Origin of the sequence: Nostoc sp., assembly GCF_036917535.1 — a bacterium.
Lineage (GTDB): Bacteria > Cyanobacteriota > Cyanobacteriia > Cyanobacteriales > Nostocaceae > Nostoc.
The window spans coordinates 89,489-107,890 of record NZ_JBALDA010000019.1 but is presented as its reverse complement, the minus strand read 5'-3'; the positions used below and the strand labels follow the sequence as shown (position 1 = coordinate 107,890).

Here is an 18,402-nt window from a genome sequence, read left to right as displayed (position 1 = left end):
ATCTTAAAATTTAATTACGAACTACGAATTACGAATTACTTAATATCCGCCTTCTTCTTCGTATTCTGGCTGTCTTTCCTTGACTTTCTTAGGAATATTCACTGGCTTCGGCGCATCTTCCCAAGCATCGCCCTCTACGTCGTCATAATCATCGTATTCGTCAACATAAGGCTTGTTGTAGGGCTGGGCTTCATATTTTAGTGGCTGCGGTTGTTGATACCTGTCGCTGCCGGTTGCCTCGCTCCAGTTATCTTCTTCTTCATCTTCTTCGTATTGAATAGATTCATACGGCCGCGCTTTCATTACCTGACGCTGTGGTCTTTCTTCTTCCACATAGTCTTCTGTCCATTCCTCTTCTTGCGCTACTGGTTCGGGGGCGCGAACTTTTTGCCTGGGTGGCTGCAATGGCACTCCACTAGGCAGTTGATTACCTGGTGCAACTTGGCGCGGTGGAGTATAGCCGTATTCTTCTTCTATATCTCGCTCCCACGGTGCTTTGCCGATACCCAGGCGCTCTAGTAAACCAACTGTCAACTGGTTTACTCGTTCTTCGGCTCCCTCAAACACAATCAACCGATTGGGGCCAGTGCTGACAATTTCATCCACTGAGAACTCGTAAGTACTCAGAAATTGATCGGGAATTTGGGGCAATCCTAAAGAAGCAATGACTATAGATTCAAGCTTCCCACTTTCGCCGTTGAACTTGAAGCCGCGAACTTTGCCTAAGACTTCACCTGTTTCTGTAATTACTTCCCAGTTAATCAAATTACTGAGAGCTTCAACATCGATATCTTCAATGACATCTTCGTTATCAACCAGGATGACATCACCAATCTGGCTGATGTTGTTGAGGTACATATAGCGCGGTATGCCCGAAATAGAGATCAGGCTGTCTCGCAAACCAAGAGCCACAACCTCTCTTTGATCGATATCAACCCAGACTTGACTGATGATGCCTAGCCGCTTGCCGTTATCGCGGGTAATCACCTGGGTATTTAATATGTCGGAACGCCTAATTATCTGTTCGGAGGTCATTCTATACCGAGTCCTGATCTCGAATCCGGTTTGTCTATACACTATTATTAACAAAAACTCAAGCAGATGTATTGGATGATTGTAACTTAATCCCCAAAACTTGAGTGTAAGCTCCTCGTGCTTGAGTAACGCCAATTGTGCGTTCGGCTGATTCTATCATCGGACGACGCAAACTCACAACTATAAATTGCGCTTGTTGTGACTGTTGTTTAATCATTTTAGCTAATCGCTCTACGTTTGCCCCATCTAGAAACATATCTACTTCGTCAAAGGCGTAAAATGGCGATGGGCGGTAGCGTTGCAGGGCAAAGATAAAGCTCAAGGCTGTAAGTGATTTTTCTCCCCCAGACATAGAAGCTAGGCGTTGTACTGGTTTGCCTTTGGGGTGAGCGACTAAATTCAATCCGCTGCTAAAGGGATCTTCGGGATTTTCGAGTTGCAGGTAGCCGTCGCCGTCGGACAGGATAGCAAAAATTGATTGAAAGTTTTCGTTGACAGCATCGAAAGCTTCTTTAAAAGCAAGTTGCCGCAATGTGGTAAAGTTTTCAATCCGCAAAAGTAATTCGGTGCGTTCTCCTTCCAGTGTCTCTAATTTTTGCGTGAGTTCTTGGAGACGGTTTTGAGTGCGTTCGTATTCTTCCAACGCCAGCATATTCACAGGTTCCATTGCTTGTAAGCGTTTGGTAAGCGATCGCAATTCTTTTTGCAATTCCTCTAAATCTACTTTATCTGGAACTTCCGGTAAGGGATTTGGTAATTCTGCTCCTACATCCTGCAACTGACTTTGCAATGCAATTAATTCTTCTCGTCGCTTTTCTTGGGTTTCTTGGAGTTTTTGGATTTCCCATTCCAATTGTTGTTGGCGTAAAAGATGCGATCGCACTTCCTGTTCTGTGGCGTCGCGTTTTTGTTTCTCTTCACCCAAATTTTGCTCCATTCGACTCAACAATAAACGGGTTTGGGTGATTTGATCGTCTATCGCTGTGATTTGTGTGCAGACGCGATGAATCGCGTCTCTACAAGAGATTTGTTGGGTTTCGTATTCGGTGATTCGCGTCTCCCCTTCTTGGATTTTTTCTTGCAAACGTTGTTGCTGATTTTCTAAATTTTTTAATCTTTGTTCAGCTTCTCTTAATGCCGTCTCCCGTTGTTGCAATTGTTGCTCTTGGATTTTTATGGTTGCTTGGATTTGTTGCCATTCACTGGGTGTTTGGGATGCTTCTAACTCTGCTAATGCATGTCGCAATTGTTGCAATTCATTTTCTTGACCAGGTAATTCCCGCTCTAAAATTTCCAGACGAGATTGAGCAGTGGCTAATTTTTCGCTGTTTTGTGCAAGTTGCGATCGCGTCCCCTGCAACTGCATTGTTAAACTCTTAATGTCTTTTTGCAACTGCTCCAATTGCAACTGCTGTTCGCGCCGTGCTTGACGCGCTTCAGTGAGTTCCTGGGTGAGTTTTTTGGTTTTGGTTGACAAAGTAGCGATTGCTTCAGTAGAACGCTCTAAAATTCGTTCAATGTCAACTAAGCGAGTTTTTAAAGCGATCACTTCATCGGGTTCCACCGCTTCCGCATTGCCAAACCGCAAGGACGAACGCTGGTTGTTGCTACCACCAGTCATTGCACCGCTGGTTTCCAGAAGTTCCCCGTCTAAGGTGACGATGCGATACAGTCCTAAATTTTTCCGCGCCGCCTCCAGGTTGGCAAATACTACCGTGTTGCCAAAAACATAGCTAAATACATCTTTGTAACGGCGATCGCAATCGACTAAGTTAACAGCATAGTTAACGAAACCACTAGCAAAACGCAGCGTTGCATCTTGAGTAAATTTGGGAGCGTGAATTTTATTCAGCGGTAAAAAAGTCGCCCTCCCTGCCCGCTTCTGTTTGAGCAATTCAATCCCTGCTGCGGCTACACCATCATCTTCCACCACAATATGTCCCAAGCGTCCCCCAGCAGCCATTTCTAAAGCAAGCTGATGGCGGGGTTCTACCTTTCCTAACTGCACAACTAAGCCACAAAGTCCAGGCATTCCCGATTGTAAAATGACTTTACTAGCTTGGGTTCCTTGGACTTCTTGCTGTGCCTGCGCCTGCGCCTCTATTTTATCCAGCTGGCGTTGTTTTTCTCGTTGTTCGGAAAGTAACCGCTTTTGGGTTTCCTGTTGAATTTGCAGTTCTTGCTCTGTGGCTGAGAGATTTTGGGCTAAATTTTGGATCGGTTCGCTAGAGGCGTTAAATTCCGTTTCAACTCCACTACACTGAGTTTGTTTTTCTGCTAATAACGGTTCATCGCGTTCAATTAACTGGGTTTGCTCTTGGATCAGCTGCTGTAACTGATTATTGCGTTCTCTAAGTTGTGCTTGTTCCGTGCGTTGCGGTTCTAGAGTGTGCAGCAAAGCTTCAATTTGACGGTTGAATGCTGTTTGTTGCTGCACCCACGCTTCTGAAGCCGAGGCGATTTCTGCTGCTGCTTCGCGGGAAGTTTCTAAAGCTTGCTGTGTTTCATCTCTTTGTTGCTGACAATAGACAATAGATTGCCCCTCTACAATCTGTGTTTTGGCAATTTCTTCTAGGGAATGACGGTGTTTTTGAATCTCTTGCTGAGTTTGAGCCAGACGTTTGGCAGTTTCCTGCGTTGCTGTTTGTAATTCTGTTAGCTGACGCTGGAGTTGTTTACGTTCTGCTTCTTGGGTGGCGAGGGTAGATTGTACCGCCAATAGTTCCTCTTCTCCCAATGCTTTCACGTGGGCATTGAGTTGTTCCAGTTCAGCAGTTTTTTGAACGATTTGGGAATTTAGGTTTGTGAGTTGGGTAGTGAGTTCGCTAAAATTGCGATCGCCTGTTTGAATTTCGTGAACTAACTTTTCTTGTTGTGCTTGTAGCGATCGCCATGATAAAACAGCTTCCCAGGATTGTTTAGCGAGAAATTCTGTGCGGAGTTTTTGATATTTCTCAGCTTTCGCCCGATCTTGGGAAAGGCGATCGCGTTGTGCAGTTAATTCCGTTTCAATAATCCGACAGCTATCTTCCTTTTCCTTCACCTCATCTAAAGTTGATTTGGCTTGGATAATTTTGCGATCAAACGCCGCCACCCCAGCCAATTCATCAATAATTTCCCGCCGTTCCCGCCCATTCATTGAGATAATGCTGGTGACATCCCCTTGCAGCACCACATTGTAGCCTTCAGGATAAACCCGTAGATTACTTAGTTCCCCATGCAACTCTGTCAACGTGCAAGGTACACCATTGATATAGTAATTCGATGTGTAAGTCCCTTGGTGAGTGACTCGTAGCCTTCTAGTAACACTCCATTCTGCCGATTTTTGATTTTGGACTTCGGCTTCGCTCAGTCGAACGATTTTGGATTTTGGATTTTCTTCCCCTGCTTCCCCTACTTCCCCTACTTCCCCTGCTTCCCCTACTTCCTCCCTTTGTACCTTTGCGTCTTTATGTGAGATTTCATCCGACAAATCAAATGTCACGGTGACGCTAGCCTCAATCGAAGCACGTCCTTTAGCCGTTTGAGTGTTATTTACCAAATCCGGTAAGCGTTCGGCTCGCATTCCCTTAGAACTAGAGAGTCCCAGGCAAAAGAGCAGTGCATCTAGGATATTAGACTTACCCGAACCATTTGGCCCAGATATGACAGTACACCCCGGTAGCAAAGGGACAGAAGTAGTGCCACCGAAGGATTTGAAGTTCGTAAGTTCCACGCGCTTGATGTGCACCATAGGCGCTGGTTCCCTGAGCTAATGAAGAACAAGTGTATCAACTAATTAAGAATTCGCAAGAGGGTAGGAGGGAGTATTGGGGATTATTGTAGACGCGTTGCGATGAGCCTGCAAGCTCACCCAAAAGGCTTACCGCAGGCGATCGCTCAGTGTATGGCAAAAACTTTGATATTGCAAACTCACCATCAAAATTTTCCCAGAGCAGATGATATCATGTCTGACTAAATTACTTGTAGTTCAAAAATCTCTGCGTTTGTGTATTCTTTGCCTCAATCCTAATTACAACTATTCAACCGGACACGATCTTAGGAAAGTTTAAGTGCGAAGGATAACCAGTTGGTATAGTTTTAATCATCTATTCTGTATCTGTCGTTCTCGGTTGATTGTGACAACGAAGCATCGCATTTTTATCTTAGTATATAACTAGTTTGAAATAGGCTCAACGCATTCTTACACCGTAATGTGACCTGCTAAGAAACAGAGGGCAGCAAGGGAAAAAGTAACTTAACCAAATGGTAGAGGATATTAAAAGCACCAAATGAATTTATAATATAGTAATCTTTACAATTAAAAAAACGTAGAAAGAAAGTCCTCTTTACTACCTCGATCTGCTGTCTGTGATTGGATTCTTAACCCTTAAATATTTGTAGAACTTAGTAATGAAAAGATTAATTAAAGGTCTGCGCGAATTTAAATCTAGCTATTTTTCGACACATCAACAACTGTTTGAGCAACTTTCACACGGTCAAAAGCCCAGGGTCTTATTTATTACCTGTTCTGATTCGCGTCTCGATCCAAATCTAATTACACAAGCCCAAGTTGGTGAATTATTTGTGATTCGCAATGCAGGTAACATCATCCCACCCTATGGGGCAAGTAATGGCGGTGAAGGTGCGACAATTGAATATGCTGTTCAAGCTTTAGATGTTCGCCAAATTATTATTTGTGGTCATTCTCATTGCGGTGCAATGAAAGGATTAATGAAGTTACACAATCTCAGCGATGAAATGCCGCTTGTACATGATTGGCTTAAATATGCAGAGGCAACTCGAAGGCTAGTTATAGACCACTACAGTCACTACGACGGAGAAGAATTGCTAGAGATTATGATTGCTGAAAATGTTCTGACTCAAATTGAGAATTTACGGACATATCCAGTGATTCACTCTAAGCTTTATCAGGGAGAACTCAGCATTTATGCTTGGGTTTATCACATTGAAACAGGAGAAGTTTTCGCATACGATCCCCAGAAGCACGCTTATGTTTTGCCTCAAAGTCAGTTTTCAGAATTAGAAATAGATGAGTCGTTCAGGGATGAGGTGCCAAATACCAATTTAGTAGTACGTCCCCCTCGGAATCAGCAAGATGATGTTCAACCTTATGAGAAACAGTCTATTTCTGCATTTGAGTGGTTTCCAATGAGACGCCTTTCTCCAGAGCAGATGGAGCGAATTTATCGAGGTTCAAATAATGGAAGTTGAAAGATAAAAATATAGAATTTCAAACATTCACAATTCGACATGAGCGGACAGCCGATTATTGATATCTGATTTCCCACTGCTGCTTGTCGAGCTTATCCAGTTCGTAGTCATTGTACACGCTCACTAGACGCTTCTCGTGGGCTGACAATTCGCAATTCGTAATTCCCTTTGGTGATTAAACATATTGCAGTAGAACTAGGAATCTGGTTTTTCTCCTAGTTCCAGCGTTAGCATAGCAAAAGCCCCATCTTCGTTATACTTGACAAGTAATTGTTGCAACATGGTCGGTGTCACTAGCCAATTAGCAGCGATAGTAAAGCAATTACCAATATTAACTTTGCCTGCTTCTCCCCCTTGTCCTTTTCCCCATGCCCAATGCCTAAAATTCGCGTTGTGAAAAGATCAGAATAGCGATCGCTAACAACATGGTACTATAAACTAAGGCGTAACCAGCATTCATAATTAGTGTAATGTTGTCAGGTAATGCTTGCAGACCATAAACGGCATCATTTTTCAAATCTAATCGAGATAAATCTGGCAAGAAAAGAAACAAAGCTTGAGTTAGACGTTCCATACCAGGGTTATGGCTCAGACGACCAAGTTGTACTAAATCTTGAGTAATATTTCCGATTAAATATACCGCAAAGGTTAAAACAGTCGCTAGCAAAGAAGCAGTAAAAACACCGAAGGTAATAGCTACGGCAGTAATTAATGACAACTGCAAAAATAAGAAAATTGCAGCAATTAGAATGCTTGCTGTAGGATGAGGAATATTACCAAATTGCAGAAATAGCAGATAAATTACTGTCATCGTGGTGACAAGCACAGCTAGGACTGCGGATAAACCCAAGTATTTGCCGACGATAATTTCGCTGCGACTAACAGGTTTAGCAATTAATACTAAAATAGTGCGTTTTTCAATTTCTTTATTAATTAGTCCCGTACCAATAAATATCGTAATAATTAACCCGATGGCATTCATCGCTGCCATCCCAAAGTCTAAAAACATTTTATCTTCAGCCGTAGCTGCAAATTCAGGAAGGACGCGGAAAGCAGTGGCGAGTATTAGCGCATAAAAACCAATAATATATAGGATGCGATCGCGTAGCACTTCCTGAAACACATTCTTTGCTAATACCAAAATTCTGTTAATAGTCATTTGTCATTTGTCATTGGGAAAGAGGAGGCAGAAAGCAGAAGTTCTTTAATTTTGAATTTTGTTAGCGCAGCGTTAGCGAGTCCGCGTTCGCTTTTAGCGTCTCGTAGAGAGCGTCATTTTGAATTTTGAATTGATTTCTCCTCACTGCTGCGGAGGCGGTGAACCAGAAATTAATTTACTGGCGCGATCGCATTCAATTTCTGCAACTGTAATCTTATTCTCAGAATTATTGGCTGCTGCAACTGGTTCAATGCGACAAGATTTTTTTAAGTAATAGCCTCGTGGGTTAGAACTGGGGCCTATCCAAATACTTAATAAATCTAATATATATCCAGACTTTGTATTAGTTACACGCGGTTCAACGCGCCATAGTTCCTTTTCTTCATATTGACTCAGATTTTTTTGAATTATTTCCCTACCCATATTTCCTACCCGTTGTCTCGCATCTAGCAACCATCTTTCTACTTCTGACCAAGGTCTTTTGGCTATTTGTTCTACTACCATTGGTTGAAGTTTTTCCAGAATTACAACGCCGTTTTTGGGAATTTTTACTATCTCTTCTGTTCTGGGAACAAAGGTACTATATTTAAAAGTATCTGCCTGTAAACTGGGATATTGTCGTAACCAATTATCCATTACAAAGTGAAACTGAATCCAGCAACTTAGCAGCATACTACTAGCAACTAAAATTATAATTCTTTGGCGGTCTTCTGGCTTAGGAATGCGAGCTTTTGCATCGGTGTCATTTCCTTCAATAAACTCTGGTATTGCCGTGATTAGTGCTGATATTGTCGGCCAAAAAACGATTGTTCTGGGTGTAATCACATCTCGTTGATCTCCAAATGCAAAAACACTTACTAAAAATCCGGTGATTACTGCCCCGACTGGCATAAAAGTACCAGGAACCCTCAAAGGATCTTCAGTTGTATACCAAGCTGTACCAGCAATTAAAAATAACCAACCAAAAAAGGCAATTATATCTTTAATATAACCTGTGGCACAATATGAAAGTACCCAAGAAAAAATACTCAAATAAATAAATGTCTGCCAAGAATAAGCTTTGGGTGGAACTAATATTTTTCTAATTCCTGCATAAAGTCCTTCAACAAATTTAAAAGCCCCAAAGAAATCTTTTAGTAGCGTATTCATATTCCTCCGTCAACCTGATCAATCAATAATTTTGCTTTCAAATCAACAAGTAAATCTTGTTATTTTGAACGGAATAATAAAATAATAGTTATTGCAGTATAGCTCAGAGAATTTGCTATTAGTACAGTAGTAACTAAATTAGTACTTTGGAAATTAAGGGTGGTAAAACGACGCCGTTGCAATCGTTGAGATGTTTGAGGATCCTCTTCTTTTTTAGTAAATGATGCATTTAATGAGAATAATAAAACCCTTAAAATAAAAAATTTCATTAAAAAGGTAGTAAAAAAAAATATACAAGCAGTTAAAATAATTAAAGTTTGTGTATTCGCCGATTTAAAATTATTAAAAAATATATAATTAATTAATTCTGATTTTAGCTGTATCGGTAACAGTGGTTCTGATACAAAAAATATGAACCAACCAATTACACTCGAAAACAGATTGATAGAAATTGCATAAAAAATACTGGTTTTCTTGTCGAATTTTAGTCGATAATGCAAAACATAAGCTTCGATGGGGATGGCAATCAGTACAAATAAAAAGTCAAACAAAAATCCACCAATGGGAAAAATCCTGGGAAGCATCCAATTGTCAGGCATAAATGGTTAAGGGTAAGGGTTAACTGTAGTGAGTATAACTGGGATAGTAAGGGTGATGGGGGAAATTATCCCATTGTTCTTGTCCTTTACTATGCGGGTGTGCCAGTATTTCTCTGTTGATATTGTTAATAGATCGAACTGATCCTTGTATAGACGCTCTAAAGGGGCAGTTTCTAAGATGAGAGTACAAGAGGTTAGGTAAGATTAAAGACTGCCATAGTTATAGCTTTTTGAGAGATGACAAGGAACGGTATTGGTATTCGGACGGCGCAAGTGCGTCAAGAACGGCTTATTGGTCAAATTCACGTCTACGATGGTCTGGGTAAAGGTAAATCTCAAGCGGCTTTGGGGGTGGTTTTGCGCTCCATTGGCTTGGGAATAAATACGCCTAGCAATTCTAATCGTGTTTTACTGCTGCGGTTTTTAAAAGGACCAGAACGTGATTATGACGAAGATGGCGCGATCGCAGCTTTACAACGCGGGTTTCCCCATTTAATTGACCAGGTTCGCACTGGGAGAGCGGAATTTTTTGGGCATGAAGAAATTACCACTTTTGACCGAAATGAAGCAATGCGGGGTTGGGATGTCGCTAAAGGTGCGATCGCTAGTGGTTTATATTCAGTCGTCGTCTTGGATGAAATTAACCCCGTTCTGGATTTAGGTTTGCTACCAGTGGATGAAGTAGTAAAGACATTAAAATCCAAACCCCAAGAGTTGGAAATCATTGCTACCGGACGCGCTGCACCCCAAAAATTGCTCGATATTGCAGATTTACACTCAGAAATGAAACCTCATCACCACCCAACAGCCAAAGCCCTCTTCTTAGAAGGGATTGAAATTTATACTGGTGCTGGTAAAGGCAAGTCTACCAGCGCTTTGGGCAAAGCCTTACAGGCGATTGGTAGAGGAATTAATCATCCAGGGTCTACCCGTGTATTGATTATGCAATGGCTTAAAGGTGGTAGTGGCTACACAGAAGACGCAGCGATCGCCGCTTTGCAACAGTCATATCCAGAAGTGGTGGATCATCAGCGTTGCGGTGGAGATGCAATCGTCTGGCGAAATTCCCGACAAGAATTAGACTACGTAGAAGCCGAACGAGGTTGGGAAATTGCAAAAGTTGCGATCGCTTCTGGATTGTATAAAACTATTATTCTCGATGAACTCAACCCCACTGTTGACTTAGAACTACTCCCCATTGAACCCATTGTCCAAGCTTTACTCCGCAAACCCCGCGATACCGAAATTATTATCACTGGCCGTTGCCAAAATCCACCCGCGTACTTTGATTTGGCTAGCGTCCACTCAGAGGTTTATTGCCACAAACACTATGCTAATCAAGGTGTAGAACTTAAACGAGGTGTAGATTTTTAAATGGGGCATGGGGCATGGGGCATTGGGCATTGGGCATGGGGGATGGGCATTGGGCAGATAACTGAATGTTGGCACATTAGCGGGAATTTGTACTTTCAGGTAGTAAAATATTTCGCACAAAGCGATCGCGTCCTGCTGCCTTTGCTTCATATAACGCCCGATCCGCTGCGGCAATCATTTCCTCTAAGTCAGAATCTGGCTGAGGAATTTTTGTCGTAAAGCCGACACTAATAGTTACGTAAGAACTAACTTGGGAATTTTGATGAGGAATTGCTAGTGCTCGGACAGCACGACAAATTATGTCGGCAACATAAGTCACCCCCTTGGTGTCTGTGTTAGGTAAAATCACAGCAAATTCTTCCCCACCATAACGGGCAACTAAATCTCCGGGACGTTTAATAATATCTTTGAAAGCTTGAGCAATTTTCTGAAGACAGCGATCGCCTACCCGATGACCATAGGTATCATTATATAATTTGAAGAAATCAACATCGCAAAGAATTAGAGAAAGCGGACGTTGCTCGCGTTTTAGGCGCTGCCACTCTTGGGAAACATACTCTTCAAATCGTCGGCGATTAGCTACTTGAGTTAATCCATCGATAGTAACTAATCGCTGCAATTCCAGATTCACGGTTTCCAGTTTTTGCTGTAACTGAGATTGCTGAATCAAGCGTTTTACCCGTTGTCGTAAAACTGGCCAGTGAATCGGTTTGGTAACAAAATCTATTGCCCCCACTGCAAATGCACGGTCAACTGACTCTTGATCTTCAAGTCCTGTAATCATTAAAACTGGAGTGTGCTTGTTACAATCTAAAAGCTCCAACTGAGTGCAACACTCAAATCCATCCATATCCGGCATCATGGCATCAAGGAGTACTATATCAGGGTGCAATTGGTAAAAAACATTTATTGCCTCTATGCCATTTTCAGCTTCCGCTATTTGATAGCCTTCCCCTTCTAAGAAATGCCGCAATATCATGCGAATAAAAGGTTCGTCATCAACAATTAAAACTAAAGATTCGCTTTCTTGAGCAGTGGCTTTCATGGTGCTTCCTTCGCAAGTTCTTTTTCTAAGGCAGTTTTAACTTGTTCATATTCCTGATACAGTAGTGAAAGTAATTCTAAATTGTTTTCTAATTTACTGCTGCGTGCCTGTGATTCTAACACCTTGCAAAGCTGCGCCAAGGCGATCGCTCCAATAGAACCACTGCTGGACTTGAGTTTGTGCGCTGTGTTCCATATAGTCTGCATATCCTGACTTGCGATCGCTGTGCTGATATGTTGCACTAATTTGGCTGTTTCTGTAAGATAACACTCAATTAGTTCCGCAAATGCTACACGATCTCCTCCGACCATATTCTGCAAGGATTGGAGAATTTTGGCATCAATTTTGGCGCTTTTTAATAAAGGTTGCAATTCTGGGTGCATCACTTCCTTTTGTTGTTCGATGGAAGTGAATTCAAAATTTCTTTGGGGTAGACATTTGCTGAGTGCCTGAGCTAACTCTTGCAACTGAATGGGTTTGCTAATGTAGTCATCCATACCAGCAGTAAGACAAACTTGGCGATCGCCCCGCATGGCATTGGCAGTTATGGCGATGATATGGGGACGAAAACCCACCTCCCATTCTTGACAGATTCTTCGAGTTGCTTCTAACCCATCCATTTTAGGCATGTGGACATCCATCAACACTACGTCAAATCGCTGTTTTTGCAGAGCTTCAATCGCTTCTAGCCCATTGCTGACAACATCTGCGCCATAACCTATTTTCTGTAGCATCAGTAGGGCAACTTTCTGATTAACAACCGTGTCCTCTGCTAGAAGAATCCGCAGTGGTAGTCGATGACCCAAATGCCGATCGATTAAGGAAAAATGAGAAATACTGGCTAGGATCGGCTGATTTCCCAAAACACGAGTAATAACATCGTAGAGTTGAGAATGTTTGATCGGTTTACTCAAACAAGCAGCAAATTGGACATCATTAAAGTCAGAAGAAGTTTCTAGTTTAGCCAAAGAGGTCATAATCACCAAAGGCAGATTTTGACAACCAGATTGCTTGCGGATTTGACGAGCTAGGGTTATGCCATCCATTTCCGGCATCTGCATATCTAAAATAGCAATATCAAACTGCGTTCCCTGAGCAAGTTTAACTAAAGCTTCTTTACCAGATTTGGCAGCATAAGTTTCCATCTTCCAAGACTCTGCTTGTAAGCTGAGAATTTGGCGATTGGTCAGATTGTCATCCACAATTAATAGTCGCTTGGAGGCAAGCAGCGATCGCGAGGTGCTTAATTCAGCTTGTACTGACTTAGCAGCGACTTTGGTAATAATGGTGAAGTAAAATGTTGAACCTACTGAAGAGTCAGGAAATGATAATAATTTTTCATTATCCCATCTAGGGCTAGGATTGCCACCAACAAACCCCTGGCTTTCTACCCAAAGAGTGCCGCCCATCATCTTACTGAGCCGCTCACTAATCGCTAGTCCTAGCCCTGTGCCACCATATCGTCGAGTCATGGAGACATCAGCCTGAGTGAAGGGTTGAAATAACCGCTCTATTTTCTCTGGTAAGATGCCAATACCTGTATCTTTGATTGCAAATTGAATTTCGTAGAGAAGCTGCTCTTTTTCAACAGGTATTGGGAACTGGGAATTGGGGAGCAGGGGAGCCGGGGAGCCGGAAAGACAAGGGGGACAAGGGTGAATTATTGAACAAGTCTCTCTGTGATCTCCCTCGTCTCCCTTGTGTACCTTGTCTCTTCCCAGTTCAACAGAGAGTACTACTTCTCCGGTTTCGGTAAACTTAATCGCGTTGTTGAGAAGATTCATCAAGACTTGGCGCAGACGAGTCAAATCACCGACGATCTGAATGGGAACTTGGGGCTGGATCAGATAAACTAGTTCGATATCCTTTTGGGCAGCTTTCGGAGCTAAAAAGGAAATAGCCTCTTCCACACAAGCTCTCAAATCAAAAGGCTGTTCTTCTAATTCCAGTTTGCCCGACTCAATTTTAGAGAAATCTAGAATATCGTTGATAATGGTGAGTAAAGTATCTCCGCTACTGTGAACTATTTCCACAAAGTCTTGCTGTTGAGGTGTGAGATCGGTGTCCAGCAGTAGACCTGTTATGGCAATAACAGCATTCATTGGAGTCCGAATTTCATGGCTCATCATCGCCAAAAACTCACTTTTTGCCCGATTTGCAGCTTCTGCTTGACGTTTTGCCTGCTCCAAAGCAAAGTTTTTCAAGGTAAGTTCTTCACGTTGGCGCGTTTCTTGTTCCAGTAAGTGAGCTTGTGCTAGAGCAATACCTAGTTGAGCCGCCACAGCTTCTAATAATTCAATTTCATCTTGTGTCCATTGGCGAAAATAGCTGCACTGATGTAAGCCGATCGCACCATTGGGTTCTCCTTGATAGGAAGTGCGGATTGACAGCATAGACTTCAGCCCAATTTCTCGGCAGATAGGTTGAACTATTTGCAGTAAAGGCTCAACGTACACATCTGGAGAAGCGATCGCACTTTCTTGGGTCATCATCTGCTCGGCATGGGGATTGTTAGTCATGGGAACTTCCAATTTCAACATGGAGCAGTGACCAGGGATTGTATTATACTCTGCTACTAAGGGAATTCGAGGTGTGGGGTGACTAATGTAAGAGTGGATCAGACAGCGATCGGCTGCAAATGTTTGTCCAATTTGGGTAGCAGCCGTCTCAAAAATTTTGCTGGTATCAAGACTTTGACGAATTTCCTGAGTAATTTGTTCAAGTAGTAGGGTGCGATGTAATTGCCTTTGCAGTGCCTCTTTAGCTCGTTTGTGTTCGGTAATGTCGTGATTGATGCCAACAGTCGCAACAGTTTCCCCCTGTTCATCCTGTAGAGCGACTACGGTTGTTTCGCAAATTCCCTCACTGCCATCTTTGCGAATAAAGTGTATTTCTCCTGACCAGCGTCCTTGCTGATTAACTGTTGACAAAATGTTGGTGCTTAATGTTGCGGCTACTTCCGGCTGATGCAAAATACTGGGATGTTTAGCCAAAATCTCGGCTTTGGTATAGCCAAACATACTTTCGGCAGCAGGATTCCAGTCAATAATACTTCCGGTTAAATCTGTGATAATTACACCATCATGTATATTTTCAAAGGTGAGGGCTTGGCGACGCAGACTAGCTTCAGCTTGCTTGCGTAAGCAAAGCTCGTTGTAGACATCGCTAATATCTCTCTGAATGCCAATAAAGTGGCTTAACTCACCATTGTCGTTATGAATAGGAGAAATACTCAATTCATTCCAAAACAAAGTACCATCTTTGCGATAGTTGCGGAGAACAACTTTGCAACTTATTCCAGTTTGAATAGATGAGCGCAATTTATTAAGTGCTGGTTGCTGGGTATCTGTGCGTTGCAAAAATCGACAGTTTTGCCCAATTACATCAGTAGCACTGTAGCCTGTTATTTGCTCAAAGGCAGGGTTGACGTAAATAACTGGATTGTAGGGCAGTTTGGCATCAGCAATCATAATTCCATTACTGGTCGCGGCAAGTGCCCTTTCCCTGAGTCTCAAGGTTTCTTCAACCAGTTTCAAATCGGTAATGTCAAACATAAACCCCCTTAGCCTGATCGCAGTTCCGACTTCCTCAACGACACTAACAATGTCTCGCAGCCAAACAACTCGCCCATCAGCAGCTAACATCCGGTATTCCAATTCGTGATTTTCGCACCTAGCAGTTGCTTCTTGACAAAAACGAACAGATTTTTCCTTGTCATCTGGATGCAGATGATTGACCCAAAAATTTTCCTCGTACCACTCTGCGATCGGATAATTTAGCAAATCTACCGCTTGCGGCCCAACGTAAATAAATCGCCAAGTTTTTAAGTCCAATTCCCAAGGGATGACTTTGACAGTTTCCAGCAGCTGTCGCAAACGATTTTCACTGGCGATCAGGGCAATTTCTACTTGTTTCTGTTCAAAAATCCTGTGAGTTAACTCCTGATTGATTGCTGTTATTTGTTGGTTTCTTGCATTCATTGCCAGGGCAAAATAGATTGACAATGTCAACGTGACAACAACTAATAACCCTGCAATCAATTCTACTTGTGTTAATAACCCCGCATTTTGGATTAAAGGTCTTTGCCAGAGTAAGAATACAGAGATTGAGAAGAAAATTCCCAGCAACAGGGCGAGTAATTCTCGTTGACGGAAAAATATCACATTGAACAAGTCATATCGGTGCTGTTTTACCACTTCTTAACTCTCTAGCACTTTCAGGGGTTATTGCACTAACTTTTACTTTTATGTAATCTAAAATATCAGTAGTAAGGGGACAATTACGGAATTTATTTGGAGTTAATATATCAAAATGTTTATATATTGCCAGAAAAAATTAATCATTTCTGATTATAGTTACACTTCTTTTGATACCAATTTTTTATAAAGACCCATAGAAAGAACCCTACCCAATACTTTTCGGATAAACCCAACAATCTCTTTTTTGGTCTAGGGAAAGGTTGCTGGGCTTGGGGTAAAGGTAAATTCAAACCGCAATCCCATTCCCCTTTCCCCTTTAACCGAAAAGTGTTGGAACCCTACCGCCTGTGGAGGAGGTTGGCAGGGGTCAAAATATGTGCAGCTTCACTGAGAATTAGTATGAGAACTGCAAATTTTCTGTAGTACAGTGTGGCGGAAGTTTGCTTACCTCTAACAAGTTGCTCAAAGCAATTTGTCTGGTTAATTGAGATGGTAGAAGGTACTACAAACCAAAAGATCCCCGACTTCTTGAAGGAAGTTGGGGATTTAAGCCTCTCGCTGGAGAGCAAGTTGAATATAGTGGTTCCTGCAAATTTTATGTAGGTTACATCCGCGATCGCAAGAAAAGGGTAATGGAGATTCAAAACCAATACAGTCCGGAATCAACAACAAAACCTAGATTGTAGAAATGCGATTTATTGCGTCTTGATTTATCTTGAAAGACCGATTATCTACACCAATAACCTTTAACCCAAGCGTATTGGATAAAAACAAGGGTTAATGCCTATGCTTGTACTTTAAATTACAGCTTCTTGGCGTTGACAATCAAAAACAACCATGTAGGAAGCATTTGGTATTTCTTGAGGAAGGTGTCGCATATAGCCATCGGCATCAGAACGGCTGCGGAAGCGAGCAACAATCTCCCGTTGCGTATTAGGAAGTTGACGAGCGATCGCCCAAGAATTAAGGCGTTCTTTATACGCAATAGTTTGATTGTCTGATTGGGAAGTTTTGTTATCCGTATTTTCTGGCATAATTATGCTAACCGTATGAAGTTTAATGAAGGGCGTTAATTAGTTTCTAGGTAGGAATGCACCAACGCTTTTTTTAATGCTACTGCCACCTTGTTATTCGATTATTTATAAGTTGTCAACACTGAGCGCTATATTTTAAACCAATTAAGTTGGAATTTTCAGGTGCAATGAATCTCAAAGCCTTAACTTGCAATTGTTTCCAGGACATAACAATGTTCAAGCAGAAAGTTTGGCAATTATTGGGTTTGCGTGATTTGTATGCATACACACGAGTAAAGTCCGCATCAATGGTAAACCAAATACATTGTCTAAAAATATACTAGTATAATCTGAAGAGAAAATGAATAATAACATGCGTAGAATTAATCAGCACGTACTTTCTATAGTGTGACTAGTAAAGCTGCATGCGGGCATTTACATTTTTTATAGTTAATTGAAAATAATTAAAGTTTCAGAGTTTTTTAAAATATTCAAAAATGAATTTTCCTTCAGATTTTGACTGGAGGCGGAGCAGGAATTGCTCCGCTCTTGAATTCTTTTTCAATTTTATCTATCTCTTTACCACTTCCGATCTAGTAGAGATTCAAGTTCAGCTTGTAAGGCGGTCATATCCGCCAACCTTGTGACTAGTAAATTATCCTTACCAGCATCATTTAAACGCACTTTCCAATAACGAATACTGTCTGAATTATTCAACCAAAACTTAATCACGGTATCTACCACTTGATCCAAATTCCAATCCCACTTTGCTGGAACTGATTCTACCGATTCTAAAAACGTATCTAGCGTACACGTATGCATTCCCAAGTATTCCACACCTGGTTGGGGTGGTTTTTGCCTATTTTGCTGTTGGTGATTAAAAAACTGCAAAAGTGGAGATATTCCGACAATATCAAAAGTATATTTCATGCCATTACTCCCAATTTTATATTACTTATAGGAAATATTTAGTTTTTTCTATTTAGAAAATAATATCTTAAAAGGAACTAAAGCATCTACAAAAAGTGCAGTTTTGGTCTATATCATAGGCGTTAAACTTCAGCGATAAATTAGCACTCAATGCTTGTGAGTGCTAATATTTATTTAATAGTTTGATTGATTACTAAAGAGTTTCAGACCTTAATTAAGCGATGCATATATCTTTAATAATTATTTAATTAGTTACGTTACGACTTGTAAAGACTAGCTCCTCCCTAACTCACCTTTTTAAGGCTGGTGATTACAAATAAAGCGGTTGTGTAATGAAATCAGCAGTCCAACACATATCCTGGATGGCAATCGAGTCTGTCAAGCAAACCGCCTTTCTGGAGCGATCGCACCCAAAATGCAGATGTGGTCAAGTCAAGGTAATATAAACCTAAATTCAATTGACGGTGCAGTTTTAAAAGTGTCACTTACCAGACTCGCTTTTTGATTGAAGCAGTGATACTATTTATTTGTGTGAGGAGCAAGTTAAAAATAAAAAGCGCCTGGGGTGGAAACACGGCAACACTCCCAGGCGCTTTTAATTGGTATACAGAAAAAAGTCTTTGCAGATTCGCCCAAACCGGATTGCCATACATCGGATGTAGCAATAGCGCAATCTAAAATCTAA

At 41.6% G+C, this 18,402-nt stretch carries 13 protein-coding genes; 3 read left to right on the top strand and 10 right to left on the bottom strand.

Annotation, left to right across the window (positions count from 1 at the left end):
- Positions 1-39 precede the first annotated feature (39 nt).
- Both V7K56_RS07580 and smc read right to left on the bottom strand, forming a co-directional pair.
- Positions 40-1,035: a PRC-barrel domain-containing protein gene (locus V7K56_RS07580; RefSeq protein ID WP_334909103.1), complete on the bottom strand. Its 996-nt coding sequence runs from the start codon at positions 1,033-1,035 to the stop codon at positions 40-42.
- A 58-nt stretch (positions 1,036-1,093) separates the two neighbouring features.
- Positions 1,094-4,768, bottom strand: a complete 3,675-nt coding sequence (smc, locus tag V7K56_RS07575) for a chromosome segregation protein SMC (RefSeq protein ID WP_334909101.1) — start codon at positions 4,766-4,768, stop codon at positions 1,094-1,096.
- Between the two features lie 102 nt (positions 4,769-4,870).
- On the opposite strand from smc, the gene V7K56_RS07570 reads away from it, so the two are divergent.
- Together V7K56_RS07570 and V7K56_RS07565 are read left to right on the top strand one after the other, a co-directional pair.
- Entirely contained in the window at positions 4,871-4,993 is a 123-nt protein-coding gene (locus V7K56_RS07570; RefSeq protein WP_334909099.1) for a hypothetical protein, read from the top strand.
- Between the two features lie 434 nt (positions 4,994-5,427).
- Positions 5,428-6,249, top strand: coding sequence for a carbonic anhydrase (locus V7K56_RS07565; RefSeq protein ID WP_334909097.1), 822 nt, complete (start codon positions 5,428-5,430; stop codon positions 6,247-6,249).
- 379 nt (positions 6,250-6,628) lie between these two features.
- On the opposite strand, the gene V7K56_RS07560 is transcribed toward V7K56_RS07565, so the two are convergent.
- From V7K56_RS07560 to fraC, 3 genes are all read right to left on the bottom strand, one after another.
- The gene (locus V7K56_RS07560; protein ID WP_334909095.1) at positions 6,629-7,408 is read right to left on the bottom strand and encodes an ABC transporter permease; all 780 of its coding nucleotides are present in this window, start codon (positions 7,406-7,408) and stop codon (positions 6,629-6,631) included.
- A 141-nt stretch (positions 7,409-7,549) separates the two neighbouring features.
- Positions 7,550-8,557, bottom strand: a complete 1,008-nt coding sequence (gene fraD / locus V7K56_RS07555) for a septal junction protein FraD (RefSeq protein WP_334909093.1) — start codon at positions 8,555-8,557, stop codon at positions 7,550-7,552.
- A gap of 59 nt (positions 8,558-8,616) precedes the next feature.
- Entirely contained in the window at positions 8,617-9,156 is a 540-nt protein-coding gene (gene fraC, locus V7K56_RS07550; RefSeq protein WP_334909091.1) for a filament integrity protein FraC, read from the bottom strand.
- A gap of 237 nt (positions 9,157-9,393) precedes the next feature.
- Here fraC and V7K56_RS07545 point away from each other — a divergent pair, with 237 nt between their 5' ends.
- The gene (locus tag V7K56_RS07545) at positions 9,394-10,530 is read left to right on the top strand and encodes a cob(I)yrinic acid a,c-diamide adenosyltransferase (RefSeq protein WP_334909089.1); all 1,137 of its coding nucleotides are present in this window, start codon (positions 9,394-9,396) and stop codon (positions 10,528-10,530) included.
- Between the two features lie 76 nt (positions 10,531-10,606).
- Here the strand turns inward: V7K56_RS07545 and V7K56_RS07540 are convergent, their stop codons facing one another.
- From V7K56_RS07540 to V7K56_RS07520, 5 genes are all read right to left on the bottom strand, one after another.
- Positions 10,607-11,575 (bottom strand): PleD family two-component system response regulator, encoded by a 969-nt coding sequence (locus V7K56_RS07540; protein WP_334909087.1) that lies wholly within the window; start codon positions 11,573-11,575, stop codon positions 10,607-10,609.
- Positions 11,572-15,771: a PAS domain S-box protein gene (locus V7K56_RS07535; protein WP_334909085.1), complete on the bottom strand. Its 4,200-nt coding sequence runs from the start codon at positions 15,769-15,771 to the stop codon at positions 11,572-11,574. Before V7K56_RS07535 ends, V7K56_RS07540 begins: the two co-directional genes overlap by 4 nt.
- Before the next feature lie 800 nt (positions 15,772-16,571).
- A complete protein-coding gene (locus V7K56_RS07530) occupies positions 16,572-16,808 on the bottom strand; it encodes a hypothetical protein (RefSeq protein ID WP_104908728.1) in 237 nt (78 codons plus the stop codon).
- Between the two features lie 558 nt (positions 16,809-17,366).
- Positions 17,367-17,717: a hypothetical protein gene (locus tag V7K56_RS07525; protein ID WP_334909083.1), complete on the bottom strand. Its 351-nt coding sequence runs from the start codon at positions 17,715-17,717 to the stop codon at positions 17,367-17,369.
- Between the two features lie 338 nt (positions 17,718-18,055).
- A complete protein-coding gene (locus V7K56_RS07520) occupies positions 18,056-18,202 on the bottom strand; it encodes a hypothetical protein (RefSeq protein ID WP_334909081.1) in 147 nt (48 codons plus the stop codon).
- Between the last annotated feature and the right edge of the window lie 200 nt (positions 18,203-18,402).